General features: G+C 61.9%; 31 protein-coding genes. 17 read left to right on the forward strand and 14 right to left on the reverse strand.

The genetic code is table 11. From position 1 onward, the window contains the following. Positions 1 to 152: 152 nt before the first annotated feature. The 7 genes from GTF44_RS11270 to GTF44_RS11300 form a co-directional block, all read right to left on the reverse strand. Positions 153 to 548 (reverse strand): carboxymuconolactone decarboxylase family protein, encoded by a 396-nt coding sequence (locus GTF44_RS11270; RefSeq protein ID WP_171559141.1) that lies wholly within the window; start codon positions 546 to 548, stop codon positions 153 to 155. Continuing rightward, positions 548 to 1,363 carry a cyclase family protein gene (locus GTF44_RS11275; RefSeq protein ID WP_171559139.1) on the reverse strand — a complete coding sequence of 272 codons (816 nt, stop codon included), beginning with the start codon at positions 1,361 to 1,363 and terminating at the stop codon, positions 548 to 550. Before GTF44_RS11275 ends, GTF44_RS11270 begins: the two co-directional genes overlap by 1 nt. Before the next feature lie 65 nt (positions 1,364 to 1,428). Continuing rightward, positions 1,429 to 1,797, reverse strand: a complete 369-nt coding sequence (locus GTF44_RS11280; protein WP_171559137.1) for a lysozyme inhibitor LprI family protein — start codon at positions 1,795 to 1,797, stop codon at positions 1,429 to 1,431. 58 nt (positions 1,798 to 1,855) lie between these two features. Then, a complete protein-coding gene (locus GTF44_RS11285) occupies positions 1,856 to 2,161 on the reverse strand; it encodes an urease subunit beta (protein ID WP_171559133.1) in 306 nt (101 codons plus the stop codon). A gap of 31 nt (positions 2,162 to 2,192) precedes the next feature. Continuing rightward, positions 2,193 to 2,687 (reverse strand): hypothetical protein, encoded by a 495-nt coding sequence (locus tag GTF44_RS11290; protein ID WP_145208276.1) that lies wholly within the window; start codon positions 2,685 to 2,687, stop codon positions 2,193 to 2,195. Between the two features lie 52 nt (positions 2,688 to 2,739). After that, positions 2,740 to 3,042, reverse strand: a complete 303-nt coding sequence (locus tag GTF44_RS11295) for an urease subunit gamma (RefSeq protein WP_171559131.1) — start codon at positions 3,040 to 3,042, stop codon at positions 2,740 to 2,742. Between the two features lie 16 nt (positions 3,043 to 3,058). Next, positions 3,059 to 3,871: an urease accessory protein UreD gene (locus tag GTF44_RS11300; protein WP_171559128.1), complete on the reverse strand. Its 813-nt coding sequence runs from the start codon at positions 3,869 to 3,871 to the stop codon at positions 3,059 to 3,061. 178 nt (positions 3,872 to 4,049) lie between these two features. Between GTF44_RS11300 and pyrC the strand changes: the two genes are divergently transcribed. The 9 genes from pyrC (at position 4,050) to GTF44_RS11345 (ending at position 11,942) form a co-directional block, all read left to right on the forward strand. After that, positions 4,050 to 5,090: a dihydroorotase gene (gene pyrC / locus GTF44_RS11305; RefSeq protein ID WP_171559125.1), complete on the forward strand. Its 1,041-nt coding sequence runs from the start codon at positions 4,050 to 4,052 to the stop codon at positions 5,088 to 5,090. A gap of 23 nt (positions 5,091 to 5,113) precedes the next feature. Beyond that, positions 5,114 to 5,794 carry an orotate phosphoribosyltransferase gene (locus GTF44_RS11310; protein WP_171559123.1) on the forward strand — a complete coding sequence of 227 codons (681 nt, stop codon included), beginning with the start codon at positions 5,114 to 5,116 and terminating at the stop codon, positions 5,792 to 5,794. A gap of 204 nt (positions 5,795 to 5,998) precedes the next feature. Continuing rightward, on the forward strand, positions 5,999 to 7,498 hold the full coding sequence (locus tag GTF44_RS11315; protein ID WP_171559120.1) for a replicative DNA helicase: 1,500 nt from the start codon (positions 5,999 to 6,001) through the stop codon (positions 7,496 to 7,498). A gap of 54 nt (positions 7,499 to 7,552) precedes the next feature. Next, positions 7,553 to 8,596, forward strand: coding sequence for an alanine racemase (gene alr / locus GTF44_RS11320; RefSeq protein ID WP_171559853.1), 1,044 nt, complete (start codon positions 7,553 to 7,555; stop codon positions 8,594 to 8,596). Then, entirely contained in the window at positions 8,593 to 9,375 is a 783-nt protein-coding gene (locus tag GTF44_RS11325; protein ID WP_145208264.1) for an ABC transporter permease, read from the forward strand. The genes alr and GTF44_RS11325 overlap by 4 nt, the downstream gene beginning before the upstream one ends. Next, positions 9,372 to 10,118, forward strand: a complete 747-nt coding sequence (locus tag GTF44_RS11330; protein WP_171559117.1) for an ABC transporter ATP-binding protein — start codon at positions 9,372 to 9,374, stop codon at positions 10,116 to 10,118. Before GTF44_RS11325 ends, GTF44_RS11330 begins: the two co-directional genes overlap by 4 nt. Beyond that, positions 10,118 to 10,573, forward strand: coding sequence for a hypothetical protein (locus GTF44_RS11335; RefSeq protein WP_171559114.1), 456 nt, complete (start codon positions 10,118 to 10,120; stop codon positions 10,571 to 10,573). Before GTF44_RS11330 ends, GTF44_RS11335 begins: the two co-directional genes overlap by 1 nt. After that, positions 10,570 to 10,938 carry a hypothetical protein gene (locus GTF44_RS11340; protein ID WP_171559112.1) on the forward strand — a complete coding sequence of 123 codons (369 nt, stop codon included), beginning with the start codon at positions 10,570 to 10,572 and terminating at the stop codon, positions 10,936 to 10,938. The genes GTF44_RS11335 and GTF44_RS11340 overlap by 4 nt, the downstream gene beginning before the upstream one ends. 227 nt (positions 10,939 to 11,165) lie before the next feature. After that, the gene (locus tag GTF44_RS11345) at positions 11,166 to 11,942 is read left to right on the forward strand and encodes a DNA repair protein (protein ID WP_171559109.1); all 777 of its coding nucleotides are present in this window, start codon (positions 11,166 to 11,168) and stop codon (positions 11,940 to 11,942) included. Positions 11,943 to 11,945: 3 nt separating this feature from the next. Here the strand turns inward: GTF44_RS11345 and GTF44_RS11350 are convergent, their stop codons facing one another. Next, positions 11,946 to 12,524: a GNAT family N-acetyltransferase gene (locus tag GTF44_RS11350; RefSeq protein ID WP_253261201.1), complete on the reverse strand. Its 579-nt coding sequence runs from the start codon at positions 12,522 to 12,524 to the stop codon at positions 11,946 to 11,948. Positions 12,525 to 12,740: 216 nt separating this feature from the next. Between GTF44_RS11350 and GTF44_RS11355 the strand changes: the two genes are divergently transcribed. Continuing rightward, complete coding sequence (locus GTF44_RS11355; protein WP_171559850.1) at positions 12,741 to 13,181, forward strand: paraquat-inducible protein A; 441 nt, start codon at positions 12,741 to 12,743, stop codon at positions 13,179 to 13,181. On the opposite strand, the gene GTF44_RS11360 is transcribed toward GTF44_RS11355, so the two are convergent. Then, on the reverse strand, positions 13,178 to 14,683 hold the full coding sequence (locus tag GTF44_RS11360; RefSeq protein ID WP_171559106.1) for an autotransporter outer membrane beta-barrel domain-containing protein: 1,506 nt from the start codon (positions 14,681 to 14,683) through the stop codon (positions 13,178 to 13,180). The two genes, GTF44_RS11355 and GTF44_RS11360, sit on opposite strands and share 4 nt — an antisense overlap. Positions 14,684 to 15,077: 394 nt before the next feature. On the opposite strand from GTF44_RS11360, the gene radA reads away from it, so the two are divergent. The 4 genes from radA (at position 15,078) to GTF44_RS11380 (ending at position 19,147) form a co-directional block, all read left to right on the forward strand. Next, positions 15,078 to 16,442, forward strand: a complete 1,365-nt coding sequence (gene radA / locus GTF44_RS11365; protein ID WP_171559104.1) for a DNA repair protein RadA — start codon at positions 15,078 to 15,080, stop codon at positions 16,440 to 16,442. Between the two features lie 57 nt (positions 16,443 to 16,499). Further along, complete coding sequence (locus tag GTF44_RS11370; RefSeq protein ID WP_171559101.1) at positions 16,500 to 17,105, forward strand: CvpA family protein; 606 nt, start codon at positions 16,500 to 16,502, stop codon at positions 17,103 to 17,105. A gap of 126 nt (positions 17,106 to 17,231) precedes the next feature. Then, positions 17,232 to 18,725, forward strand: a complete 1,494-nt coding sequence (purF, locus tag GTF44_RS11375) for an amidophosphoribosyltransferase (protein WP_171559099.1) — start codon at positions 17,232 to 17,234, stop codon at positions 18,723 to 18,725. Continuing rightward, a complete protein-coding gene (locus GTF44_RS11380) occupies positions 18,722 to 19,147 on the forward strand; it encodes a DUF1284 domain-containing protein (RefSeq protein WP_171559096.1) in 426 nt (141 codons plus the stop codon). Before purF ends, GTF44_RS11380 begins: the two co-directional genes overlap by 4 nt. An 80-nt stretch (positions 19,148 to 19,227) precedes the next feature. Here GTF44_RS11380 and GTF44_RS11385 read toward each other — a convergent pair whose 3' ends face one another. Continuing rightward, positions 19,228 to 19,830 carry a biotin transporter BioY gene (locus tag GTF44_RS11385; RefSeq protein WP_171559093.1) on the reverse strand — a complete coding sequence of 201 codons (603 nt, stop codon included), beginning with the start codon at positions 19,828 to 19,830 and terminating at the stop codon, positions 19,228 to 19,230. 129 nt (positions 19,831 to 19,959) lie between these two features. Here GTF44_RS11385 and GTF44_RS11390 point away from each other — a divergent pair, with 129 nt between their 5' ends. Continuing rightward, positions 19,960 to 20,625 (forward strand): SDR family oxidoreductase, encoded by a 666-nt coding sequence (locus tag GTF44_RS11390; protein ID WP_171559091.1) that lies wholly within the window; start codon positions 19,960 to 19,962, stop codon positions 20,623 to 20,625. Here the strand turns inward: GTF44_RS11390 and GTF44_RS11395 are convergent, their stop codons facing one another. Then, the gene (locus tag GTF44_RS11395) at positions 20,626 to 21,048 is read right to left on the reverse strand and encodes a cell division protein ZapA (protein WP_145208246.1); all 423 of its coding nucleotides are present in this window, start codon (positions 21,046 to 21,048) and stop codon (positions 20,626 to 20,628) included. Then, positions 21,041 to 21,907, reverse strand: coding sequence for a hypothetical protein (locus tag GTF44_RS11400; protein WP_171559088.1), 867 nt, complete (start codon positions 21,905 to 21,907; stop codon positions 21,041 to 21,043). Before GTF44_RS11400 ends, GTF44_RS11395 begins: the two co-directional genes overlap by 8 nt. A 268-nt stretch (positions 21,908 to 22,175) precedes the next feature. On the opposite strand from GTF44_RS11400, the gene tkt reads away from it, so the two are divergent. Continuing rightward, positions 22,176 to 24,194 (forward strand): transketolase, encoded by a 2,019-nt coding sequence (gene tkt, locus GTF44_RS11405; protein ID WP_171559085.1) that lies wholly within the window; start codon positions 22,176 to 22,178, stop codon positions 24,192 to 24,194. A 47-nt stretch (positions 24,195 to 24,241) separates the two neighbouring features. Here the strand turns inward: tkt and GTF44_RS11410 are convergent, their stop codons facing one another. Next, positions 24,242 to 24,670: a DUF2267 domain-containing protein gene (locus tag GTF44_RS11410; protein ID WP_145208241.1), complete on the reverse strand. Its 429-nt coding sequence runs from the start codon at positions 24,668 to 24,670 to the stop codon at positions 24,242 to 24,244. A gap of 76 nt (positions 24,671 to 24,746) precedes the next feature. Then, complete coding sequence (locus tag GTF44_RS11415; protein ID WP_171559082.1) at positions 24,747 to 25,724, reverse strand: DUF808 domain-containing protein; 978 nt, start codon at positions 25,722 to 25,724, stop codon at positions 24,747 to 24,749. A gap of 186 nt (positions 25,725 to 25,910) precedes the next feature. Between GTF44_RS11415 and gap the strand changes: the two genes are divergently transcribed. Next, a complete protein-coding gene (gap, locus tag GTF44_RS11420; protein ID WP_171559080.1) occupies positions 25,911 to 26,915 on the forward strand; it encodes a type I glyceraldehyde-3-phosphate dehydrogenase in 1,005 nt (334 codons plus the stop codon). Positions 26,916 to 26,984 lie beyond the last annotated feature (69 nt).

Below are 26,984 nucleotides of genomic sequence, written 5' to 3' on the forward strand. Positions count from 1 at the left end.
GCCGACAGTCTTTCTGCGCACTTTATGGTTCAGTCCCGCACGCCATACGAGCGCAGCACCAAGCCCAACCAAATCGACGTGCCGGGGGGCGGCCCGTCGATGGCGCGGCGGCTGCGCCTTGGTTCCGCGCCGGAGCATTAGGCCATCTCTGCTCACGCCTGAAACACCTCATCCACCTCGACCTGAAGCCCCGTCACCAGCCCATTGGTCTGCATCGCCATCCCAATCACCGCGAGCAGTTCTCCATGCATCTCCGGCGTCATGCCCTTCGCCTTGGCCCCCGCCGTGTGGCTATGGACGCAATAAGAACACCCGTTCGCCGTGGAGACCGCCACATACAGCATCTCTTTCACCAACGGGTCCAAAGCGCCCGGCGCCATCACCTGCTTCAAGCGCGCCCAGGTGGCCGCAAGCGTCTCGGGATCATGCGCCAAGGCGCGCCAGAAATTGTTAACGTAGTCCGTCCCCCGCACCGCGCGGATGTCGTCGAAGACGGCCAGCGCCTCGGCGCTGACCTCCTCGTCCGACAAAAGCGGAACCGTGCCCATCACACCATCCCGAAGATGCGGGCCGGGCCGCCGGTGCCGCGCCCGGTCTTGGGCGCACCGACCACGAGCGATGCGCCAGCAGCGGGCATTTGATCAAGCCCGGCGATACATTCGATTCCATAGCGGTTGGCAGGCAGCCAGGCGTAATGGGTCGCGAAATCCGCCGACGGCCCGTGATCGAGCGACAGTGTGTCGACCGCAATCGCACCGGCACCGGTTTCCAAGAGCATCTGCGTCGCCTCGATATGGAACCCAGGGAAATGCATCACCCCGTCGCCATCGGCATTGCGAAACCCGTCGCTCCGCGCCTTGGCGGCCCACCCGGAATACATCGCAACGCAAGCGCCATCCGGGATCTCCCCGTTGGCGGCGATCCAGGCCGAGAGATCATCTGGCGTCACTTGCGTGTCCGGGTCATCCGCAGCCCTTGCGGCGATATCAACCACGCAAAGCGGGCAGACCAGATTCTCGACCGGGATCTCATCAACCGAGAGCCCATCGGCGGAGAAATGCAGCGGCGCATCGATATGGGTGCCGGTGTGTTCCATGACCGTCAACACGTTGAGATTAAAACCGTTCTCCGCGAAGTTCGCGGTGGCCTCATAGGAGATGCCCGGCTCGCCGAAATAAGTCGGGAAGGTTTCATCCATCATATGGGTCATGTCCACGACGCCACCATGGCCCGCCGCCATCGCCGGGGTTGTCGTGCCGCTGCTCAACGCCACCGCAGCGGTGGCCGCCGCACCCGCCGTAAAGAAACCCCGCCGTGAGAGCATCTGCTCCTTCACGGCAGTCATCACACAGATATCACACATGGCTTGCTCCTCCCTGGTTGTCGCCATTGGTCTGCTCGGTTGTCTCTGCCTGTCGCCGCATCGTATCACTCGCCATGATCAAGATACCCCAGCTCGTCTGTGCGTGTCTCGGTCAGCCGAATCAAACAGGACAGACGAAGCGCAGCTTCGGCCGGCGCCCCACGCATGAATTCCGCCTCGGCCTCACATGCCGCATCCCGGAAGGGAATCCAGGCCCGCTGCGCTGTGCGGATCAGGTCGGGCATCGCGCCTTGCGCGTCGGCCAGCACGGATTGATAGACCGCGTTCAACTCCGCATCGACGCGGGCATACTCTTCGGCCAGGCAGGCATTGATGCCCTGCTGCGGCAGAGCCGCGAAATCGGTGCAGTCCCACTCCTGCGCCACAGCCGGCATCGGAACTATCAGCAGCAAGACTGCCCAGAGTCCTTTCATCGCCGCCTCCAGATGGCCGAATTGGCGTCGATCCCAAGCCAGATATCAAACAGGGTCATCATAGTTTGCCCATCACCTGTTGATTGAAACCATGGACGACGCCTGCACCGCTATAGGGCACCAGTTGCACCTCTCGGGCTTGGCCCGGTTCAAAGCGCACCGCCGTACCCGCCGGAATGTCCAGCCGGTGGCCCCGCGCCGCGGCGCGGTCGAAATCCAGCGCCGTGTTTGCCTCAGCGAAATGATAATGGCTGCCGACCTGCACTGGCCTGTCGCCGGTATTGGCCACCTTCAGCGTGATCGCCGGGCGGTCGGCATTCAACGTAATCTCCCCCGCCGCAGGCAGGATTTCACCAGGGATCATAAGGCAGCTCCAACTGCGGGCCGGATTGGCCCTAAAGAACGATTTGATAGGTGAGGATCAGCGCCACCGACAAAGACAGCAGGCAGATAAACACCCAATAAAGGATTGAGGGCAGATGCCAGTGCCGGTCGCGGATGCCGCGCCCGGAGGGCCCCTCGCAAATACTGTCGTGCAGACAGAGTGTGTCGCGCTCCATCTCGGTCAGGAAAATCACATGACGGTTGATGTCGCGCTGAATGAAATAGAACCGCAGCGCGCCGCCGGCATTGAACACGAAAGGCAGGAAATAGATCGTCTGCAGCCCGACCATTTCGAGCATGAAGGTGGTCGAGATGCTGTCGCGATACACCGCGAGCCAGCCGAAAAACGCGAAGGTCGCGATGATGGAATGCCGGATCCAAACCTCGCGCTCTTTCTGCAATTCGGTCACGCGGTCCGAGAACAGGCCGTATTGCGCCACCGCGAAACGAAAGTCGCGCTCGCTTAGCGCGGCTTGGCGCAGATGTTGGTCGGGTTGAGCGTCCATGAGCCATCTTTACCCCGAATTGCGTCATGTTTCGATCACTTCTCATTGAAGCTTAACGGATCGGGTGGTGCACGGTCACCAATTTGGTGCCGTCAGGGAAGGTCGCCTCGACCTGTACATCGTGGATCATTTCGGGCACGCCCGCCATACATTGATCGGCCCGGATTACTTGCGCGCCCGCACTCATCAGATCGGCCACGCTCCGCCCGTCACGCGCGCCTTCGACGACAAAATCGGTAATCAAGGCAATCGCCTCGGGGTGGTTCAGCTTCACACCGCGCAGCAGGCGGTTGCGCGCCACCATGGCGGCCAAGCTGACCAGGAGTTTGTCTTTTTCGCGGGGGGTGAGGTTCATCTGTCGTCCTTGGCTGTCAGAGTTGCCAGACCCGTGGCAGGGGCTGGTGGGTCAGGATTTGCACGGCCTCTGCCACGGCACGGCGGAGCGGAAACGCGTCCTCAGCCATGAAGCGCGCGGTCAGGCGCCCGCCCCAGGCTGAGGCGGCGGCGGAAACATCTGTGTTTGGCAAGATGCGTCTAAGACGCTCCAGATGATCCTCGGCATCGGGGGCGACGAGTGTGAGACTCGCGAGCGCGGTTGCGCCGTTCAGCCCGGCCGTGCCGGGGCGGGTCAAGTCCGCCGGTCGCAGGCGGAGAGGTTCCAACACCACCAACCGTCCGCCGCGCCGGATGCTCCGCCGGTCGGTCAGATGAACCCGGCCCAGATGCTCCCCCATCGCGGCCCGTCCCAAGACCAGCGTTTCCAGGAAGACGAGCCGGGCGTCGGTGGCCATCTCAACCGTGATGTCGCGTTCCAGGGCTGCCTGATCGAATAAAATCAACTCTTGCGGCAACCAATGCAGTTCCGCCCCGGCCCCAAGGCTCAGATGCACCTGCACCCGCCCGGTGCCAGTTGTGCTTTTATAGCCCCGCTCGGCGGTTTGGGTCGTGGCAACGGCCTGCATCCCTTCTCCAAGCGCAACCGAATACGACAACCGATCTCCGCCCGTGATCCCGCCCGCCGTGTTCAGAAACACGATCTCGGGCCAGCGACCATGCATCCGGGGCAGCATCGCCTTGGCCGCGCCCTCCTGATGCAAATGGCTCAGACGCCCCTTGGCAAAGCCGACATCAGCGCGGCCCCGGGTGCGTTGCAGACGGCAATCAGTGGTGGTGGCATCCAGCATCGCCAAACCCTAGGCAAGCGGCTGGACGCAAAACAAGCGACCCAAGGCGCGGCCCCGGGCGCAGATCGCGCATCGCCCAAAATTCAGGCAAAGCGCTGCCAAATGCAGCACAATCGACATCCCCCTGCGGCGGCCTTGCCCCTTGGCAGCACGCGCGCCCCAGTGTAGCGGAGGGACCATGACCACACTTATGCTCCGCCGCCCCGATGATTGGCACCTGCACCTGCGCGATGGCGCGATGTTGGAAGGTGTCTTGCCCGAAACCACCCGTCATTTCGCCCGCGCGATCATCATGCCCAATCTGGTGCCGCCGGTGGTGCGCGGCCAAGACGCGGCGGCCTATCGCGACCGAATCCTAGCCGCCCTGCCCGAGGGCGCGGAATTCACTCCGCTAATGACCCTCTATCTGACCGAAGAGACCGACCCAGATGATGTGGCCGCGGCCCATGCCAGCGGGCTGGTGACGGCAGTGAAACTCTACCCCGCCGGGGCCACCACCAACTCCGCCTCCGGCGTCACCGATTTCGACAAAGTGCGGGGCGTTTTGGAACGGATGGCGGAGATCGGGCTGCCGCTCTGCATCCATGGCGAAGTGACCACGGCAGAAGTCGACATTTTCGACCGGGAGCAGGTGTTTTTGGAGACGGTCCTCGATCCGCTCCGCCGCGCCACGCCCGGTTTGACGGTCACGCTGGAGCATATCACCACGGCGCAGGGCATCGATTATGTCTCTGAAGCCGAAGGGAAAATCGCAGGCACGATCACCACGCATCACCTGATGATCAACCGCAACCACATCTTGGTCGGCGGGATCAAACCGCATTATTACTGCCTGCCCGTCGCCAAGCGGAGCACTCACCAAGAGGCACTGCGCCGCGCCGCAACCTCGGGCAATCCGCGCTTCTTCCTTGGCACCGACAGCGCCCCGCATACGGACCCGAATAAGGAAAGCGCCTGCGGCTGCGCCGGGTGTTTTACGGCGACCAACACGCTGTCTTGTCTGGCCCATGTGTTTGAAGAAGAAAACGCGCTCGACAAGCTTGAAGGCTTCACCTCGCTCTTTGGCCCGGCCCATTACGGCCTGCCGCCAAACGAAGCCACCATCACGCTAACCAAACAGGCCGACCCCGTCCCCTACCCCGACAAAATCGACACTGGCGAGGGGCCGGTTACCCTCTTCGACCCCGGCCATCCGCTGTACTGGTCCGTCCATCCCTAACCCCCGCTTCCCGAGGCCCCAAGATGATCCCATCGACCTATCCCGACGCCGCCACCATGGCCCAGATGACCGCGCGCATGCTCCTGGATATCGGCGCGGTGCACTTCAACGCGCGCGAACCCTTCACCCATGCCTCGGGGAAACAGGCGCCGACCTATATCGATTGCCGTAAGCTGATCTCTTACCCGCGCATCCGCGCGACGCTGATGGATTTCCTGACCTGTACGGTGATGCGCAATGCGGGTCTCGAAGCCTTCGACAATATCGCCGGCGGCGAGACGGCAGGCATCCCCTTCGCGGCCTTTGTGGCCGAGCGGATGGCGCTGCCGATGACCTATGTGCGGAAGAAACCGAAAGGCTATGGCCGCGACGCGCAGATCGAGGGGCAGATGAACGAGGGCGAGCGGGTCTTGCTCGTGGAAGACCTGACCACCGATGGCGGCTCGAAGCTGAAATTCGTCGAGGCGATCCGCAAGACCGGTGCGACCTGCGGCCATACGGCGGTGATTTTCTTCTACGATATCTTCCCGGAGACGGTGCCGAACTTGGCGGCCGAAGGCGTGGTGCTGCATCACCTCTGCACCTGGGCGGATGTGGTGGCCGAGGCACGGCGCGCCGGGGATTTCGACGAAGAGACCCTGGCCGAGGTCGAACGATTCTTGACCGACCCGGACGCTTGGTCTGAGGCGAGAGGCAAGAGTTGATCCGCCGGTCAAACTAAATCTGTTACCACGCGGCAGCGCCGCCAGGAGATACACAATATATTGACAGATGCGCCACGTCAGAACCAAGATGCTGAGGCGAAAAACGACCCACAGCCTGTCCACAGGATATCCAGATTGACCGCTCCGCAGGGGGCAGGATAGTCAGTTGATCCCATCACGGGGGACAGCAATAGGGGGAGGCACATGACAGAGATTATGCCGATTAAAGCGGCCGCGCCGGAGGCATCGGACTCCCCCGATCTGCCCCATAATATCGAAGCGGAACAACAGCTTCTAGGCGCAATCCTGTCCTCGAATGATGTGCTGGACCGGGTCGATGACCTGGTCAAGCCCGATCACTTCTATGACCCGGTGCATAGCGAGATTTTCGCCACCGCCGCGAGTCGGATCACCAAAGGCCTGCAGACCGACGCCACGACTCTGAAGAATTTTCTGGCCGATCACGCCGGGCTGAAAGCGCTTGGCGGCGCGGAATATCTGCTGCGGCTGCAACTCTCGGCTATCGCGACCTCTGCGGCGCGCGATTACGCCCAACTGATCCATGATCTGGCGCTGCGGCGCGAGTTGATCGGTTTGGGCCGTAACATCGCCGACCGCGCGCAGACCGTGCGCGACGACGCCACGCCGGACGAGCAAATCGTCGAGGCGGAGGCCGATCTGTTCAAACTCGCCTCCTCCGGCACCACCTCGCGCGGGTTCCAGAGCTTTCTGCGGGCGCTGACCGATGCGGTGGACATCGCCAATGCCGCCTATAATCGTGGCGGCGGGTTGGCCGGAATTTCCACCGGCCTCACCGATATGGATAAAATGCTTGGCGGCTTGCACAATTCCGACCTTTTGATCTTGGCCGGTCGTCCATCGATGGGCAAGACATCGCTCGCCACCAATATCGCGTTCAACGTCGCCAAAGCCTGGAAACGCGGTAAGAAAACCGATGGCAGCGAGGGCACGGTAGATGGCGGTGTCGTCGGGTTCTTTAGCCTCGAGATGTCGGCGGCTCAGCTCGCACAACGGGTCCTGTCCGAGGCGGCCGAAGTGCCATCCGAGTTGATCCGCAAGGGCGATCTCAACGAGCAAGAGTTCCAACGATATCTGCGGGCTGCGCAGGATTTGGAGGGCTGCCCGCTCTATATCGATGACACGCCCGCCCTGCCGATCAGCCAATTGGCCGCCCGGTCCCGGCGGCTAAAACGCTCGCCGCAAGGGCTAGACCTGTTGATCGTCGATTACCTGCAGCTTCTACGCGGCACAGGTAGTTCGGAAAACCGGGTGAATGAGGTCTCTGAAATCACCCAAGGCCTGAAGGCGATCGCCAAGGAACTGAACATCCCGGTGATTGCCCTTTCGCAACTTTCGCGCCAGGTCGAACAACGCGATGACAAACGCCCGCAATTGAGCGATCTCCGCGAATCCGGCTCCATCGAACAAGACGCGGATGTGGTGATGTTTGTCTATCGCGGCGAGTATTACAAAGAACGCGAGAAGCCGGGCGAAGAAAACCTGGAGGCGATGGCGATCTGGCAGCAGGAGATGGAGCAACTGCACGGCAAAGCCGAGGTGATCATCGGCAAGCAGCGCCACGGGCCGGTTGGCTCCGTCGATCTGAGCTTCGAAGGGCGGTTCACCAAGTTCGGCAACCTGGTCCAGCCCTGGCAAGCCGATGGCGGCAACGGGTTCAGATAGGTCGAACCCGGCTTGCCTCTTGACCCTGCGCGGCGGAACACCGACAGAAGCATCATGGCAAGCGGGCAGTTACATATTGATCTTGATGCGGTGGTCGCGAACTGGCGGGCCCTTGACGCGATGACCACGGGCGAAACCGCTGCTGTGGTCAAAGCCAACGGCTATGGCCTCGGCGCCAGCCAGGTCGCGCGGAGCTTGGCAGAGGCGGGCGCCCGGCAGTTTTTCGTGGCAACGGCGCAAGAGGGGCGGGAGCTTCGCGAGACCCTCGGCCAAGGCCCAGAAATCAGTGTGTTTTCTGGCCATATGTCGGGTGACACAGATGCCATTCGCGACGCGGGCCTGACGCCGCTTTTGAACAGCGCCGACCAAGTGACGCGGCATCGCGCGGCTCTTCCGGATCAGCCATATGGCGTGCAGCTTGACACCGGCATGAACCGGCTCGGGATGGAACCAGAGGAATGGGCGGCCCTTCGCAGCGATCTGGAAGCCGGACCACTTTCTTTGGTGATGAGCCATCTGGCCTGCGCTGACGAGCCAGAACACCCGCAAAACGCCGCGCAGTTGGTCAGTTTTTCCGAGATGACGGCGGGCGTTACAGCGCGACGATCTTTGGCAGCCACGGGCGGCATTTTGTTAGGGCCCGACTATCATTTCGACCTCTCGCGCCCGGGCATTGGGCTCTATGGCGGCCTGCCCTTCGCCGGAGCGCGTCCGACGGTGCATCTCACTCTGCCAGTGATCCAAACCCGCGATCTGAAACCGGGCGAAAGCGTGGGGTACGGCGCCAGTTTTGTCACCGACAGGCCCCGCAAAACCGCGACGGTATCCGGCGGCTATGCCGATGGGTTGCTCCGGGCGATGAGCGGCCACGCCCGGCTTTTTGCGGGCGACACCCCCTGCCCCGTGCTCGGCCGTGTCTCGATGGATTTGATCACCGTTGATATCACCCATCTGCCCGACATTCCGAAGGAGCTTGATATCCTCTACCCGGCGCAAGGCGTCGATACCTTGGCAGAGGCAGCAGGGACAATCGGCTATGAGATCCTGACCTCGCTCGGGCACCGCTATGAACGCCATTACACTGGCGGCGCGATATGATCTTGCTCTATCCCCTTGGCGCGCTTGGCCGTTCCACCCTCTCGGCCTTGGCTGTCATTGGTCGCGTCGCGATGTTTTGCGCGCAAACGCTCAGCCATCTGATCCGGCCGCCGTTTTATCCGCGCGAATTTGCCCATGCTTTGATGCAAATCGGTTGGCTGTCTCTGCCCGTGGTCGGGCTGACCGCGCTTTTCACCGGCGGCGCGCTGGCGCTGCAGATTTATGCTGGCGGGTCGCGGTTCAATGCGGAATCCGTTGTGCCGTCGATCGTAGCCATCGGCATGGTGCGCGAGCTTGGTCCGGTTCTCGGCGGCTTGATGGTTGCGGGCCGCGTCGCCTCGGCCATTGCCGCTGAGATCGCGACAATGAAGGTGACCGAGCAGATTGACGCGCTTGTGACGCTCTCAACCAACCCGATGAAATACCTGACCGTGCCACGGGTTCTGGCCGCCACTCTGACCTTGCCACTTCTGGTCGCGGTGGGCGACATTATCGGGATTTTCGGCGGCTATCTCGTCGGCACCACGCGGCTTGGGTTCAACCCGGTGACTTATCTCGACAACACGGTCGACTTCCTGGAGCTTTGGGATGTGCTCTCCGGCCTGGTCAAAGGTGCGGTTTTTGGCTTCATCGTTGCGCTTATGGGGTGTTTTCATGGGATGCATTCGGGCCGAGGCGCGCGCGGCGTCGGTCGCGCAACAACCAATGCCGTTGTCTCTGCCTCGATCATGATCTTGGCCGCGAATTACCTGCTGACGGAGCTGTTTTTCACCGCATGATTGAGCTTTCCGGTGTCCATAAATCTTTCGGACCCAAACGGGTCTTGCGCGGCGTTGATCTCACGATCCGGCAGGGTGAGAGCATGGTGATCATTGGCGGATCGGGCACCGGCAAATCGGTGCTCTTGAAATGCATCCTGGGCCTGATCCGCCATGACAGCGGCGCGATCACACTCGAAGGCGAAGATGTGCGCACGGTCGAGCGCGATGCGTTCCTAGCGCGCTTCGGGATGCTGTTTCAGGGCGGCGCGCTCTTCGATTCGCTCAATGTCTGGCAAAATGTGGCCTTCCGCCTCTTGCGCGGCTCCTTGAAACGGCCCGCCGCCGAGGCACGCGAGATCGCGGTTGAGAAGCTGCGCCGCGTCGGCCTGACCCCCGATGTGGCCGATCTGTTTCCTTCGGAATTGTCGGGCGGGATGCAGAAACGCGTGGGGCTCGCGCGGGCGATCGCCGCCGAACCGGATGTGATCTTCTTCGATGAGCCAACCACCGGGCTCGACCCGATCATGGCGGGCGTGATCAACGAGCTGATCCGCGAGATCGTGGTTGAAATGGGCGCAACCGCGATGACCATCACGCATGATATGTCCTCTGTCCGCGCCATCGCCGATCATGTGGCGATGCTGCATGACGGGGTGGTCAAATGGACCGGACCGGTGGCGCGGATGGATGACGCAACCGACCCCTTCCTGCACCAGTTTATCACCGGATCGGCGGAGGGGCCGATCGAGGCGGTGCGCTGATGGACGAAGCTCCCGCAGCTGAGTTGCCGGCCAGCGATGTCGATGTCTTCCTCGACACCCTGATCAACCCCGATTTCGCGCCAACCACGCTCGCGTTGAGCCAGGCGCTTGCGCTTGCGATCATTCTGATACCCGTCTCCGCGTTGCTCTTTGCGGCCCTGAACCTCAAGAGCCGTTCAGACAATCGGGTGCTTTTTATCACGGCCACGATCTCCGCGGCGCTGACAAGCGTCATGATGCTCACCGTGTTTCTTGCGCCCCGGTGGGTTCCGGATGTCCTGAGAGTGTCCGATATGTTGGGATTCACCATCGTCTTTCTATACGCCTGGACCCTGTTGGATTTCTGGCGCGGTGCACGGCGGAGCGGGCTCAGACCCCGATGGGCGGGCTGCGCTGTGCTTTTGTCCATTATCGCAACACCGTCCCTTTTCATTGCAATGGCGCTCACGATTTGACCCCAATTGCCATCATCGAAGCCATCGCGACCGTCCTTTGGGTCTATGCCGGGGTTGGTTTGGTCGAATGGATCCGGCACGTGGCACGGTCTGAGCGGCGGCAACACATCCCTCACATGGCTGAGCTTCTGGGCAATCTGGTCCCGGCAATGATTGCCCTTGTGGTTGTGGTCATGGCCGGGGCGTTGATTGGCTTGCCCTCGGTCGTCGTGATCATCGCAGTCCTGTTTCCCGCCGGGGTGGCCTTCGGATTGCATCAATCGCTCAACGACCTGCGCGAGACGAGCTGGCGGTATGAAGGGGTCAAACTCGCGGTGATTCTTTTGATCGCTGCTTTGGTCATTTGGCGGCGACAGTTTGGGTGACATTGCGGCGGCTTGACCATGCGGCCACTGTTCCCAAACCGGAACCGATCACGGACTTTGTCGACGATTGTTACCATCTGATGTCATCATCTTGTGCCGGAACACACCGCCACCCCAGATATTGTTGCTCCGCACGCCTTCGTGAACTGTGGCGAGATTTTGCCCACAGTTGGGCCAAATTGTGGTTAACTTTCCGGTAAGACATTGTTTTCGTTGGGGGACGCGCGATGTTTGATTGGATGGGTAGATTTTTGGTGTCGATGACCTCGATTTTACAGCGCCTCGCGATGGTGATCGTCGTGGTGGCAGCGGCGGTCTTGTTGGCCGCGGCACTTGCGGCGGCATTTGGGGTTTTGCCTTGGCTCGACCTTCCGCTGAGCTTTGGCGCGACCACCCTGCCCGATGGCGGGCGATATCTGCAAATCGGTGTGACCGGATTGCTGATTCTGCTGAGCCTCTATCTGCCGGCAAATGCGCGGATGATACGGCTGGAGACCAGTCATCGGGATTTCCGGGTGCGAATGGAGGATGTGGCCCGGGCCTATGCCGCGTGCCACAAAGCCGACCGTGAAGGGTTCTTTGGCCTTGATCGCGAGTTCGACGCGGTGCGGGAGCGCTATGCGTTTCTGCAGGAACACCCCGAGCTGGAAACGCTGGAGCCACAGATCCTGGAACTGGCGGCGCAGATGAGCTTGGAAAGCCGTCAATTGGCGCAAAGCTTCAGCGTCGAAAAGATCGAGCGCGCGCGCCGGTTCTTACAGCAGCGGCAACATGAGATTGACGGGTTCGAAGCGCATCTGGATCGTGCGCGCGCCGCTTGTGCCGAGTTGACGGTGTTGGCCGAGCAGGTGGAAGACGAAGAGATTCGACTTGGTGAGAAACGCCGCGCGGTCGAACACCAATTGCGCGCGGCGCTGACCGAACTGGGTTTCGAGCTGCGTCACCGCCCGGCGGATGAACCGCGGGTGATCACCATGCACACGGCGTCTTCGCCCGCAGAGTGAAGCCTAGTTTAAGGTTTTCCGCATGATCGGCCTTGTGTCGGATCGGCGCGCCACCTCGGCGAAGCCCGCCGCCTGGAATGCGCCAGCAAATCCCGTCCAAGCATAGACCGGCGGATAGCTCTTTTTCGGGGTGTCGATCGGATAGCCTTCCAAGACCTCCGCGCCGCGTTCTTGCGCAAAATCGCAAGCCGCGCGCAGCAATTGAACCGAAAGGCCTGTCCGTCGGAACCGTTTATCGACCAGGAAACAGGACACGCTCCAGACCGGCAGATCATCCACCGGCTGCAACACCCGGGATCGTTCGAGCCGGGGGAACTCCGCGCGCGGCGCCACCTGTATCCAGCCCACCGCCACCGCATCGTGATAGGCCACAAGGCCCGGCACCTCGCCTGCCTCGAACAGCGCTTTCATCGCGGCCCGATTGCCCGCGCCCATCTGCGCGTCCATCTCGGCTTTGGACAAGCGCCAGAGCATGCACCAACAGCCGCCGCAGCCGCCCTTCTCACCCATCACCGCGCTGAACCCGGCCCAATCCGCCGGGCGGATGTCAAAGATCATCGAAGAGTCACGCGGGCGTTCCATCAATCGTCACCATATTCTTCTTCTGCCAGATATTGGGCGACGACTGCACATCGCCACCGGCTATCGTGGACAGCATGAACGCATAAGAACATATCATGAACATTTTATCAATCATCCCCGCGTGGCCCGCAGCGATTTCTTGCCAAGACTTGCGTGGCGGCGCGCATCGGGCCATGTGCCGTCCAACGACCTGACCGAAAGGCCCGGCCCATGCGCCTGCTCGTCCTCGCCAATCTGGCGCTTTTGATCCTCTTCCCAATTTCCTGGACCGCCCCCTTGATGCGCGCCGGGTTGCTGCCGCTTTTCGGTCTGGAGGAAATCTCGGTCCTCTCCGGCATCGTGGCACTTTGGGAGGATGAGAAGCTGCTGGCGCTTCTGGTGATCTTCTTCGCGCTGATCGCGCCCATGGGCAAAACCATCACGTTGGCGCTGATCCATCTGCGCCGCCTGCCCGAGCGCTTCCTCGGCCTGACCAACCTGCTTGGCAAGCTGGCGATGGCGGATGTGTTCCTGATCGCGCTCTACATAGTGATTGCCAAAGGCATCACCGTCGGTCGGGTTGAGACCGCCTGGGGCCTTTGGCTCTTCACAGGGTGCGTTTTAGGGTCACTCTTGCTCTCCGTCGCAACCGCCAAGCGCCTCGGGATCAAGGTCTAGAACCGGATCGCCAGGCGCAATGCGCCGCTGGTGCTGTGGAAATCTCCACCCAATCCGCCCAACTCGACGGAAGTGTCGAACAATAGGCCGTTGTCAGATTCGAATGAACCGCCAAGCTCCAGCCGCCCGGTCCAACCGTCTTCGGCCAAAAGGTCGGACACGATCTGGGTGTCTCCGCTGGTGTCCTGCCAATCGGCATGTAAGCCAGCAAAGAACGATCCGTGCGCGGTGTTCCGCGTCAAGCGTCCACCTAGCGACACCTCGGTGAACCGCACTGTTGTCGATCCCGCGCCCGCCAAGGTGCCGGTATCACCAGTAACCTCTTCAGTGCCATGAGTTAGACCGAGGGTGGGCCGAAGCGTCAAGCCGTCGCCCATGTCGAAATCATACCCACCAGACAGACTCAATGCGGCCAAGCGCGTATCTCCAGTGCCGGTGCCACTGGTTGAAGTCTGCGTAAACTCACCAAGCCCATAGATAATGTTCGCCTCCCCGCTCCAGGGACCGGATTGGTAAGCCAAGTAGGGCTGAAGATAGCGCAGCACACCCTCTTGGCTGAAACTCGGGCCAGACACATCAAGGTCCTGAACGCCGAAGCTGAGGCCTGCGACCATGTTCGGCGAAATCGGAACGTCGCCGCCAATCTGAAAACCGCGGCCGGTGAAATCGCGGTCATTCGCGTCGTCTTCCGCGCGCAATCCGGTGATTTCGGCCCAAGTATACAGATTGCCGACTAGTCCGGTTTGGCTGTTCCGGGTGGAGACGGTGACCAGATCAGCGTTGGAACCGCCGCCCGCCCGTGTGGCTGTCATCTGCTGGTCCCGAGCGACAAGACTGGCCTGCCCTTGAATACGGACGACATTTCGGGCGCTGTTGACAAACACCAGTGTCGCACCACTGGTCGCCGCCATCAGATTGGCCAATTCTTCTTCTGTCGTCGGACCGGTCGCAAGCAGGAGTTCAAACGCTGTATCGATGAAAGAAGCAACAACCCAACTCCGCGCATCCCACCGCGAGGTATCACCGCCATTGTTCTGGTAAACCAAGTCGCCATCGGCGTAGGTGGTTGAAGGTGCCGTTCCCCAGCTGGCCGATCCGCTACTGGTAGCCTGAAAGAACACCACGTAATCGCCGGCATCGACAAGCTCTATCCCAGTTGTGTCGACGGTCACCGTCTCCATGCCGGCCACGCCGGCCGTTACGCCGGCAACCGATCCAAGGGTTAATCCAGTTACCCGGTTGGTCGTCGAATCCCAGCCATAGACGTGCATGTCAAAAGAAATTGTTGTTCCGCCGTCATTGATGCGGAATTGTGCGCGGTTCAATGTGGCTCCGGCCTCAACAACAAAGGTTTGCCCATACGCTGCGGTATTCGGCAAACCCCAACTAGCAAATGTGCTTGTTTCGCTTGCCAACGTCGAAATGGTGTCAGCCTGCGCAAAGCCTGACACAAGCGCCGCTATGGATGTCAAAGTGGTGAATTGAAGAAGTGTCCTGCGCATGACTGTGATCCCCTCATACTGTTTACAGCGACGCAGTCCCCAGCCGCCTTGGGCCGAGCATTTAGCGTTTTTCGTTTTCCCACAAGGAGTAGAGGCGCCTTAGGAAAATCTGATGAGGCAATGGGGCAACACACCTCTCGACCCAGACTGCGCCACTATTGGCACCCTTTTGGAACGCCCCTTAGAGTCCGCAAGACGCCAGGCGGGATAGCGTTTTGCGGCGCTCAGATGTAGAGTTTACGGGTTCCAGACAGACAAACCGCGTCCCGAGAAGAAAATGGGATGCCGAGATCGAAAGGCCGTCAAGGCTGCGCGGTCCGTCCAGCCGCCCCTGAACCATGCGACGCCTACGCCCCATCTGGTCATCCCCCACCCGCTGCGCTAGGCCTGTGTCATGGCAAAGCCCGTCACCCAGTTCATCTGCTCCGCCTGCGGCTCGGTCCATAAGAAATGGTCGGGCCGGTGTGACAATTGCGGCGAGTGGAACACCATTTCTGAGGAAGCCCCGCTGTCATCGGGGCCGGGCAAATCGCTCGGCGCGGTGAAAGGCCGGGCGATGGCCCTGACCGATCTGACCACTGAAGAAACACCGCCACCGCGCCAAGGCTCTGGCTTGGCGGAACTCGACCGCGTTTTGGGCGGTGGCCTGGTTCCCGCCTCTGCCTCGCTGGTGGGCGGGGACCCCGGTATCGGGAAATCGACACTTCTGCTGCAGGCCGCCGCGAGTTTCGCACGCACCGGGTTGAAGGTCATCTATGTCTCAGGCGAAGAGGCCACGGCGCAGGTGCGGATGCGGGCGCAGCGGTTGGGACTGACGGATGCAGAGGTCAAACTGGCCGCCGAAACCAATCTCCGCGATATCCTGACGACGCTGGATGCGGAGCGCCCCGATCTGGCGATCATCGACTCGATTCAGACGATGTGGCTCGACACGGTTGAAAGCGCACCGGGCAGCGTCTCGCAAGTCCGCGCTGCCGCCCATGAATTGGTGACATTCGCGAAAAAGCGCGGCGTCGCGGTGATGTTGGTCGGCCATGTGACCAAGGAAGGCCAGATCGCGGGCCCGCGCGTGGTGGAGCATATGGTCGACACCGTGCTCTATTTCGAAGGCGAACGTGGGCATCAATTCCGCGTCCTGCGCAGCGTGAAAAACCGCTTCGGCCCCGCCGATGAGATCGGTGTGTTCGAGATGACCGGTGCAGGACTGGCCGAAGTGCCGAACCCCTCGGCGCTGTTCCTGACCGACCGCGACAATCCGGCCCCCGGTTCTGTCGTCTTTGCCGGGATCGAGGGGACACGGCCGGTTCTGGTGGAGATTCAAGCGCTTGTGGCCCCCTCTTCACTTAGTCAGCCACGGCGGGCGGTTGTGGGTTGGGATAGCGGGCGTCTGTCGATGATCCTGGCGGTGCTGGAGGCGCGCGTTGGCATCTCATTCCAAGGCCTCGATGTTTATCTCAACATCGCGGGCGGGATGCGGATTTCCGAACCCGCCGCCGATCTAGCGGTTGCGGCGGCGCTGCTCTCTGCGCGGGAAGACGCCGCAATACCGCCACATTGTGTGGTTTTCGGGGAACTCAGCCTCTCTGGCGCACTCAGACCCGTGTCTCAGGCAGAAAACAGGTTGAAAGAAGCCCGGAAACTTGGTTTTTCCTCTGCGATCGTACCCGAGGGGTGCAAAACCGGCGACGGGGCGGGCATGACGCTTAACCCCATGGCCGATTTGACCCGCTTTGTCGGGGATGTATTCGGCGCGGGCTAAGCGCCTAAAAACAAACGGCACCGGCAGGGGTGCCAGGAAACAGGACGAGGGCCACTTATGGAAGGCTTCACCATCATCGACGGCGTGGTCGCAGCCGTTATCGTGATCTCCGCCATTTTGGCCTATTCTCGCGGGTTTGTCCGCGAAGTCATGGCGATTGCCGGATGGGTCATCGCCGCGATTGTGGCTTTTATCTTTGCCCCGACCGCCTTCCCGCTGGTTCGCGAGATCCCCTATGTCGGCGACTTCATCGGCGACAGCAACGAACTTGGCATCATCGCCGCCTTTGCCGGGGTGTTTGCCATCGCGCTGGTGGTGGTGTCACTCTTCACGCCGCTGTTTTCATCGGCCATTCAGCGCTCGGTTCTGGGCGGGATTGATGCGGGACTCGGGTTCCTGTTCGGCGTCGCCCGGGGCGTGCTTTTGGTCGTCGTTGCGCTGATCGTCTATGATCGCATCGCAGGCGACCAGGCGATCCCGATGGTCGACGACAGCCGCACCGCGCAGATTTTCGGCCAGATGCAAGAGCGGATCGAGGCGCAAATTCCGACCGACGCGCCAGGTTGGATTTTGGAACGCTATGAAGAGCTGATCAATTCGGCCGAACCTGCCGCACAAGATGCCGCCCCTGCGGAAGAGACCCCGGCCGAGACCGGGAACTAGGGCCTCACCGCAACAATTGTGACAGCTTGATGAACCGGTGCGTGACAGCGCCGGTCAGAGGCCCTACATACTGCCCTAAATCTAATATCGGATTCGGCCCTTGCCTGCTGTCACAGGAGCGACTGAATGAGCCACCGGACTGGCGACGACGCCCGGTTTCCCGCACATCCTTTCGATGCGTTTGACGATGATAAACTGCATGAGGAATGCGGCGTCTTTGGCGTGATCGGCGTCGCCGATGCGGCAAATTTCGTGGCCCTCGGCCTACATGCCCTGCAACATCGGGGCCAGGAGGCCGGTGGCATCGTTGCCCATCACCCCGATCACGGGTTCAACTCGGCCCGGCGCTTTGGCTATGTGCGCGACAACTTCACCTCGCATAAGGTGATGGAGACCCTGCCCGGCCCGCTTGCCATCGGCCATGTGCGTTATTCCACCACCGGCTCCAAAGGCCATACCGCGATCCGCGATGTGCAGCCATTTTTCGGCGAATTCTCCATGGGCGGCGCGGCGCTGGCCCATAATGGCAATATCGTGAATGCCGAGGAGTTGCGGCGTGAGTTGATCGGGCGCGGCTCGATCTTCCAAAGCTCCAGCGATAGTGAGTGCATCATCCATCTGATGGCGCGCAGTTATCAGAAAACCATCCCCGAACGGATGAAAGACGCGCTCCGCCGAGTCGAGGGCGCGTTTTCCGTTGTGGCGATGACGCGGACCAAACTGATCGGCGTCCGGGATGCGCTTGGCGTGCGCCCGCTGGTTCTGGGCCGGATCGGCGAAGGCTGGGTGCTGAGCTCCGAGACCTGCGCGCTTGATATCATCGGGGCGGATTACGTGCGCGATGTGGAACCGGGCGAGATGGTGGTGATCACCCCCGCGGGTGTCGAAAGCTATATGCCGTTCGAACCGCGCAAGCCCCGCCCCTGCATTTTCGAACATGTGTATTTCAGCCGCCCTGACAGCGTGATTGGTGGTCAGTCGGTTTACGAAACCCGCCGTCAGATCGGCGTCGAACTGGCTCGTGAAGCGCCGGTGGACGCCGATATCGTCTGCCCCGTGCCCGATAGCGGGACGCCTGCGGCGATTGGCTATAGCCAACAATCGGGCATCCCCTACGCGATGGGGATCATCCGCAACCAATATATGGGCCGGACCTTCATCGAACCGACCGAGCAGATCCGCAATATGGGTGTCCGGCTGAAGCTCAACGTGAACCGCGCGCTTATTCGCGGCAAACGGGTGATCTTGGTCGATGATAGCGTGGTGCGCGGCACCACCAGCCGGAAGATCAAAGAGATGATCCTGGATGCCGGCGCGGCCGAGGTGCATTTCCGCATCGCCTCGCCGCCCACGGCTTGGCCCTGTTTCTATGGCGTCGACACACCACAGCGGGAAAAACTCCTCGCCGCGACCATGACCGAAGACGAGATGCAGACCCATCTGCAAGTCGACAGCTTGCGCTTCATCTCGCTTGACGGGCTCTATCGCGCGGTGGGCGAATCCAAGGGCCGGAACCCGAAATCACCCGCCTATTGTGACGCCTGTTTCTCCGGCGATTACCCGGTCCGTCCGACGGATATGGAGGCCAAGGGCTTCGAGGTTCAGGAACCTGCGGAGTGAGCACCGCGCCCCTGCGCTACCGACCGCACCATTTTTTGTGCTCGCTCGGGTTCGAGGGCAAAGGCTATTCCGACGCCTTCACCACGAACATGACAGCCATTGTGGTCGGACGGCTCAGGTCGGCCGAGGGCGACCAGACGGAGATCGAGGTGGTCCGAACCACCGACGATATCTGTGCGCCCTGCCCCAAGCGCCGCGGCGCGCTCTGCACCAGCCAAGCAAAGATCGACCGATTGGACACCGCCCATGCGTCGGCCTTGGAGCTGATCGATGGCGAGCACTTGACCTGGGGCGCGGCCAAATCGCGTATCCGAGAGCGGGTCAAACCCGGCGATCTTGCCCAGATTTGCGCAGGCTGCGACTGGCTGCCGCTCGGCGTTTGTGAAGCGGCTCTCACACGGCTGCATGACGAAGCAGACTAACCTGTCATCAACGCGCCGACCCCAATAGAAAAACGCCGCCCGGTTTGGGCGGCGTTTTCCATGTTCGAAGGTTTGCGGCCTTAGCGGCGCGCCAGCGCTCGCCACGCGCCGGTGACGATCAGCGCCACAAGGACGGATTTAATCACGTCACCCAGCAAGAACGGCGCCACGAAATTCGCCCAGATCGGTGCCGCCGAAAGGCCAACCCAACCTGCCTCAACGCCAAAAGCACTTGCCACGGCCATCGGCCAAGCCACGCCGGGGATATAAAGCAGCGCCGAGATCGCAATTGCGACCAGCGCCGTGCTGATCACACCGCGCGCCAGGCCGCGTTCGGCCGCCAGACCCGCAAGATACGCCATACCCACAAAGCCGATCAGGAAACCTGCGGTCGGGCCAGCAAAAGCCAAAAGCCCAGGGGCCGTCGTCGGCGTGAAAACTGGCAAGCCCATGGCACCTTGGGTCAGATAGGCCAGCAGCGTCACGGCGCCCAGGCGCGAGCCAAACGCGAAACCGACGATCAAGATCGCCAGCGTTTGCAAGCTCATCGGCACCGGGAGCATCGGCACGGAGATCTTCGCGGCAACCGCGATGAATAGCGTGCCGCCGAGCACCAGAAGCGCCTTGCGCCCGATGCCATCGGTGCCAAGCGCGGCTTGGCTAAGGGTGGTGTCACGGCTCATCGGCCTCTCCTTTTTGCAACTGCAAACTGTTGTTGAGGGGAGTTGTCCCGTGCAGGCGCAGCAAAGTCAAGCAATCCGCCGCAGGCGTGGCATCTTGCCAATCGCGGCCAAAGCTTGCATTTGCCCCGCATGGAACAGTTATTGAACGGACAGATCGCGCTGGTCACCGGCGCCTCTCGCGGGATCGGCGCGGCCAGCGCCGAATGGTTGGCGGCGCGCGGCGCCCATGTTGTGGCCGTGGCGCGGACCACCGGCGGGTTGGAAGAACTCGACGACCGGATCCAAGCGGCCGGCGGCAGCGCGACCCTGGCCCCGATGGACGTCACCGATGAAGGGGCGATGGCGCATCTCTGCCGTTCGATCTTTGATCGATGGGGCAAGGCGGATATCTGGGTCCACAGCGCGTTTCACGCCACCGCGCTGACACCAACGCCACATTTGACCGCGAAAGATCTCGATAAGCTGATCGGCACCAATATCCGCGCCTTCGCCCGGCTGATTGCGCTGGTCGACCCGCTGATCGCACCGGCGGAGGCACCGAAAGCGGTGTTCTTCGACAGCGATTGGGATGAGAAATATGCCGCCGGTTACGCCATGAGCAAGGCCGCCGAGCGCGCACTGGTGCAAAGCTGGCAAGCCGAGAGTGCCAAATCGCATCTGGGCGTCCATCTCTTGCGGCCAAATCCGATGCCAACCGCGATCCGCGCCCGGTTCTACCCTGGCGAGGATCGAGACGCGCTGAGCAGTCCGCGCGACGAGGCCGCGCGGCTTCTGCCAGATGTCTTTCAAGCGTAACTAGCCCGCGGCGCTTTCGACCTCTTCGGCCAATGCTTCGGCGCGCGCGGCCAATTCGGCCAACCCGTCGGTGACTTGCGCCGGGATTACGGTGATCTCGGCGGGCGGGGCGGAATCTTCCAATTCCACGATCCGCCGGGCCCGATCATCAAGCTTGTTCTGTGCCGCGGTCAGCGCCGCCTCTGCCGCCTCCAACTCGCCCTGAATCCGGCCCAAATCTTCCTCCAGCCCGGCGGTCTTGTCGGCCAGCATCAACCCAGCCATCAACAACATCCGTTCCGGCGGCATCCGTCCGATTTGCCCCAAGACAACCGCTGCTTCGGTGTCGAGCATCCGTGCAGCCGCTTCCAGAAAAGGTTCTTCGCCCTCCTGACAGGCGACCGTGAAGCTGCGCCCGCCTATTTCGATATTCAACTCAGGCATTGGCGCTGTCTCCGCTCACGAGGGGGGTCAATTCATCGACAATTTGCTGCATCTCGGCCGCCTCAGCGGCGCGTTCCGCCTTGAGCGCCACAAGTTCCGCCGCCATCGAGGCATTCAAGAGGTCCGGATCGACCGTCTCGCCCTGCGCCACGATTTGGCGCATCTCTTGGCTCGTATCGCGCAGCTCCGCATTGGCGAGGCGCAGTTCCCGCAGTTCGACCCGGAGCGCGGCCTCGGTCGCGCCATCGCCGTCACCGCTCCGCAACTCATCGAGGATATCTTGCGCCTCGTCCCGCTGTTCACGGGCCGTCGCCGCTTCACCGCGCAACCGTTTCACGCGGCGACGCAAGATTTCCACCTCGCCCTCCAGCCGCTCAATCGTCGCCTTATCCTCTGGGTCCGGCTCGGCAATGGCGGGGGCCGCATCGCGCTCGGCAATTTGAGCACGCAGTTCTTCGTTGGCCGCGCGCGACTCGGTCAATTCTCCGGTCAGTTCGGCCATCTTCTCTTCATGCGCCGCGGTCAGTCGTGCCGCTTCGTCTTGGCTGGCCTGGCGCGACGCCTCAAGCGCGCGCAACTGCTCGGTCAGCGCCGCATTGGCAGACTGCTCCGCGTCGAGCGCCTCTTGCGCTTCGGCCAAGGCCGATCCACCGTCCCCTTCGGCATCGGCCAAACGCGCGGCCAGTTCCGCCGCCCGGGTTTCAGCCTCCGCCAATGCGGCTGCGGCGGCTTCAATATCGCCACCGCCTGCGCCGGATTGGGTTTTTAGCGTCCCAACCCCCGACGAAATCCGATCCAGAGCCACGGCCAAACGACCTTCAAGCTCAGAAATCCGCTCCATTGCCACCGTGTCGTTCATGCTCTGCCGATGCCCCCGGTCTTGTCCACTGGCACCCTTTGCGGGGCCATTTTCACCCTGCCCGGCGGGCCTGATGCCGCACGCCGAACCTCTATCCCTAGCGAATCGTATCCGGCCCGGATTTGCAACTCTTTCCGGCCATTCGGCGGGCAAATCGGCGCATTTCCGGTCGAAAACCCACCTCTGCCCTGCCCTGGCCCGCTTGCACTTCGGCTTGCCTCTGCTATCACCGCGCGGACCCAGTGCCACTTGAGACAGGACGCTCACCTTGGACCTTTCAGCCCTCGCCGCCCAGAACCCCGCCCATTGGCGCCGCGCCGCCTGTATCCGCACGCTAACGCTTGACGCCGTCGCGGCCGCCAATTCCGGCCATTCCGGCATGCCGATGGGCATGGCCGATGTGGCCACAGTTCTGTTTGAAAACCATCTGAGCTTTGATGCAAGCGCACCCGATTGGCCAAACCGCGACCGGTTCATCCTGTCTGCTGGTCACGGATCGATGCTGCTCTACAGCCTGCTCTACCTCACAGGCTACGAGGATATGACGCTGGAGCAGGTGAAGAATTTCCGCCAGTTGGGCGCGATCACGGCGGGCCATCCGGAATATGGCCATGCCAAAGGCATCGAGACCACGACCGGGCCTTTGGGCCAAGGCATCGCCAATGCGGTTGGCTTCGCCATGGCCGAAGAAAGCTTGCGCGCCCGATGGGGCAAGAAGTTGATCGACCATTACACCTATTGCATTGCGGGCGATGGCTGCCTGATGGAGGGGGTCAGCCAGGAGGCGATTGGCCTCGCAGGGCGTCACGAACTGAGCAAGCTGATCGTGTTTTGGGACAATAACAACATCACCATTGATGGTGAGGTGACGCTGTCCGACCGGACCGATCAGAAGGCACGATTTGCCGCCTCCGGATGGGATGTGTTCGAGTGTGACGGGCATGATCCGGCGGATATCGACCGCGCGATCGTCGAGGCAAAAGCCTCTCCGCGCCCGGCGATGATTGCCTGCAAAACCCATATCGCCATCGGCTCCTCGGCCCAAGACACCGCGAAAGGCCATGGCGCGCTGACCGATCCGAAGCTGATCACTGACACCAAAGCCGCCTACGGCTGGAAATACGGCCCGTTCGAGATCCCCGACGATCTGAAAGCGGAATGGGAAGCGATTGGCGCCAAGGGGCGCGCTGCCCGCGAAGCCTGGGAAACCGAATTCGGTCTCACCTCAGCCAATCGTCAGGCGCAGTTCACCCGCGCCTTCGCTGGTGAGATGCCGAAGAAGCTCTCCGCCACGATCAAAGCGCTGAAAAAGCAAATCTCCGAGACGCAACCCAAGGTCGCGACCCGGAAAGCCAGCGAGATGGCGCTGGAAGTGATCAACCCGGTGGTGCCCGAGACATTGGGCGGCTCCGCCGATTTGACCGGCTCCAACAACACCAAAACCGCCGATCTGGGTGTCTTCGCGCCCGAAGACCGCAAGGGCCGCCATATCCATTACGGCATCCGCGAACATGGCATGGCGGCTGCGATGAACGGCATGGCGCTTCATGGCGGCGTGCGGCCTTATGGTGGCACGTTCTTCTGCTTCACCGACTATGCGCGTGGCGCGATCCGCCTTTCGGCGCTGATGGGGGTGAATGTCCAATATGTCATGACCCATGACTCGATTGGCCTGGGCGAAGACGGGCCGACACACCAGCCGGTCGAGCATCTGGCAATGATGCGGGCAACGCCGAACTGCCTTGTGTTCCGCCCGGCGGACGCCGTGGAAACCGCTGAGGCGTGGGAAGTCGCGCTCGAACAACGGGCCACGCCCTCGGTCCTTGCGCTCAGCCGCCAGGGCCTGCCCACCGTTCGGACCGAGCACAAGACCAAGAACCTGACCGCCCAAGGCGGGTATGTCTTGGCCGATGCCGAAGGCAAACGTCAGGTGATCTTGATGGCCACCGGCTCCGAGGTTTCCGTGGCCATGGCCGCGCGCGATCTGCTGCAAGCTGAAGGGATCGGCACCCGCGTGGTCTCCATGCCCTGTTGGGAGCTGTTCGAGGCGCAGCCGGAGGCCTATCGCAAACGGATCCTTCCCGGTGGTGCGGTGCGCGTCGCGGTCGAGGCCGCGGTTCGGCTTGGCTGGGATCGCTGGCTTCTGGGCGAGCGGGGTCGCGAGGCGAAAGCCGGGTTCGTCGGGATGGAGAGCTTTGGCGGCTCCGCACCGGCTGGCGAGCTCTTCGCGCATTTCGGTATCACCGCCGAAGCTGTGGCCGACAAGGCGAAATCGCTCCTGTCCTGAGATTGCGGGGCCGTTGGCGCGCGCGCCCGCGGCCTCCTCACGCCGGTTTAGTCGGCAAAAAGCGCGCGGATCTCTTTGGTGAAACTGGCCCGGACATGGGCCATTTCCCCTTCCGAGATGCGCTGATCCAACACATCCAGCACCGCGCCGATCGCCTCTTCCGCATCCCCCATCGGGTCCTTGGCAAAGTCCTTCTGCACCGCCGCGACGAAATCCGCGCGGCTGCGCATCACGACCGGGGTTTTGGACGGATTCCAGCCCTCGTAATAGAGACCCCGGATCAGCATCGGCATTTGTGCGGCAAGCTGCGCCGCCTCATCGACGCTCAGATGATCGCGCACCGCATGTAACACCGCGCGGAGCAGCCGATAGGCGCGCTGCTTGTTGGCCCATCCGGCCCGATAATCCACATCATTGATCCAAAGATTGGCCTGCTGAACGGATTCGTCGATGATCCTCAACCCAAGTGCACTCATGGCCTCGGCTCCTCCTGTCTCTGACGCCCATTTCAGGGATCATACCAAGCGGCGGTAGCCTCAGCCTTGATCTGGGTTAGTGATCTCCGGCCTTTGCACCGATGCCGACCGCGCGCAACGCTGGCCCGATGACCGTCGCCACCAGCGGGATCAGCGCGAGCCCGAGGGCCAGCCCCAACACCCCGTCAATCACCGCTTTTACCAGCCAGGAGACAAAACCGCTCGCCCCATTGGGCAAGAGATGCGCCACGGCCTCGGCGGCGTGATGGATCATCTCTTCCGGCGTGTGCCAGCCCAGTTCGGCCAGCCCGTGGATGATGATCGAGCCGCCAACCCAGAGCATCGCCGCGGTTCCGACCCAGGTCAGAACCGACATGAAGCCGGGCATGCCGCGCACGATGCCGCGCCCGACGCTGCGCGTGAGACCAAGCCGGCCTTCATTGGCCATATGCAGCCCGACGTCATCTGCTTTCACAATCAAGGCCACCGAGCCATAGACCAGCGCGGTGATCCCAAGCCCGACCACCGCCAGAGCGGCCGCCTCAAACCAAACATTGCTCTCTGGCAGGGCCGCAAGCGCGATGGTCATGATCTCCGCCGACAAGATGAAATCGGTCTTGATCGCGCCTTGGACCTTCTCTTCCTCCAAATGCGCCGGGTCGCCGACGGCGGCGGCCTCTTCCTCTGCGCTGTGATGTCCCGGGCCGAACTTATGCCAAATCTTCTCCGCCCCTTCGAAGCAGAGATACGCGCCGCCGAGCATTAACAGAGGTGGGATCATCCACGGCGCAAAGGCCGAGAGCAGCAGCGCCACGGGCAGCAAAATCACCAGCTTGTTGAAGATCGAGCCCTTTGCGATCCGCCAGACAATCGGCAATTCTCGTTTGGCTTCAAACCCATGCACATATTTCGGCGTCACGGCGGCATCGTCGATCACCGCGCCTGCGGCCTTCGCCCCGGCCTTTGTCGCTTGGCCGATCACATCATCGACCGAGGCGGCCGCGACTTTCGCAATCGCCGCCACATCATCCAATAGCGCCAGTAACCCGCTCATGCCCTGCCTCCGTCGGTTTGGCGCACTCTACCCGGCTTTCCGCATCGCTCCAACCGTTAGCGCAAACAGAAGTGGTTTGCGCTAACATAAAGAAAATAAGCGGTTTTTCCTTCCCGTCGCCCCAAGGATTTTGTATGCACCGCGCCCAAGGCAGGGGCAGAATCGTTAGGGCAAAGGAGCGCGGCAATGACCGTCACCATCGGGATCAACGGATTTGGCCGCATCGGGCGCTGCACTTTGGCCCATATCGCCGAGAGCGGGCGCAATGATGTGCAGGTCGTGAAGATCAACGCCACCGGGCCGATTGAAACCAACGCGCATCTGCTGAAATACGACTCGGTCCATGGCCGGTTCGGCGGCGAGGTTCGGGTCGATGGCGATACGCTCGATCTGGGCCGCGGCCCGATGAAAGTCTTCTCGACCTATGAACCGCGCGAGCTGGATTGGTCCGGCTGCGATGTGGTTCTGGAATGCACCGGCAAATTCAACTCCCGCGACCAGGCCGCGATTCACCTCGAGCATGGCGCAAAACGGGTGCTGGTTTCGGCACCTGCCAAGAACGCCGACAAAACCATCGTCTATGGTGTGAACCACCGCGCCTTGAAGCCCGAGCACAAAGTTGTCTCGAACGGCTCTTGCACCACGAACTGTCTGGCGCCGCTCGCCAAAGTCTTGAACGACGCAATCGGAGTTGAGCGCGGGATCATGACCACGATCCACTCCTATACCGGCGATCAGCCGACGCTCGACCGCCGCCATGCCGATCTGTATCGCGCCCGCGCCGCCGCGATGGCGATGATCCCAACCTCCACCGGCGCGGCCAAAGCGCTGAAAGAGGTGTTGCCGGAACTGGATGGCAAGCTTGATGGCACAGCACTTCGCGTGCCAACACCAAATGTCTCCGCCGTCGATCTGACCTTCGAGGCGGGCCGCGATGTGACCGTGGAAGAGGTCAATGCCGTCGTCGCCGAAGCGGCGCAGGGCCATATGGGCGCAGTTCTGGCCTATGACCCGGAGGCGAAAGTCTCCATCGACTTCAACCACACCACGCACTCCTCCATCTTCGCGCCGGACCAAACCAAAGTGGTTGGCGGGCGCACGGTGCGGGTCTTGGCGTGGTATGACAATGAATGGGGCTTCTCGGTCCGCATGGCAGATGTGGCCGGTGCGATGGGCCGCCTTCTGCACTGAGGGGTTGCGCCCAGACCCGGCGCGGCCCAGTGTCTGCCTTGCAGATTAGCGCGCGGACAATGGGCCTCA

The organism is Roseobacter sp. HKCCD6576-2 (genome assembly GCF_013179285.1).
In the GTDB taxonomy this organism is placed as follows: domain Bacteria; phylum Pseudomonadota; class Alphaproteobacteria; order Rhodobacterales; family Rhodobacteraceae; genus Rhodophyticola; species Rhodophyticola oceani.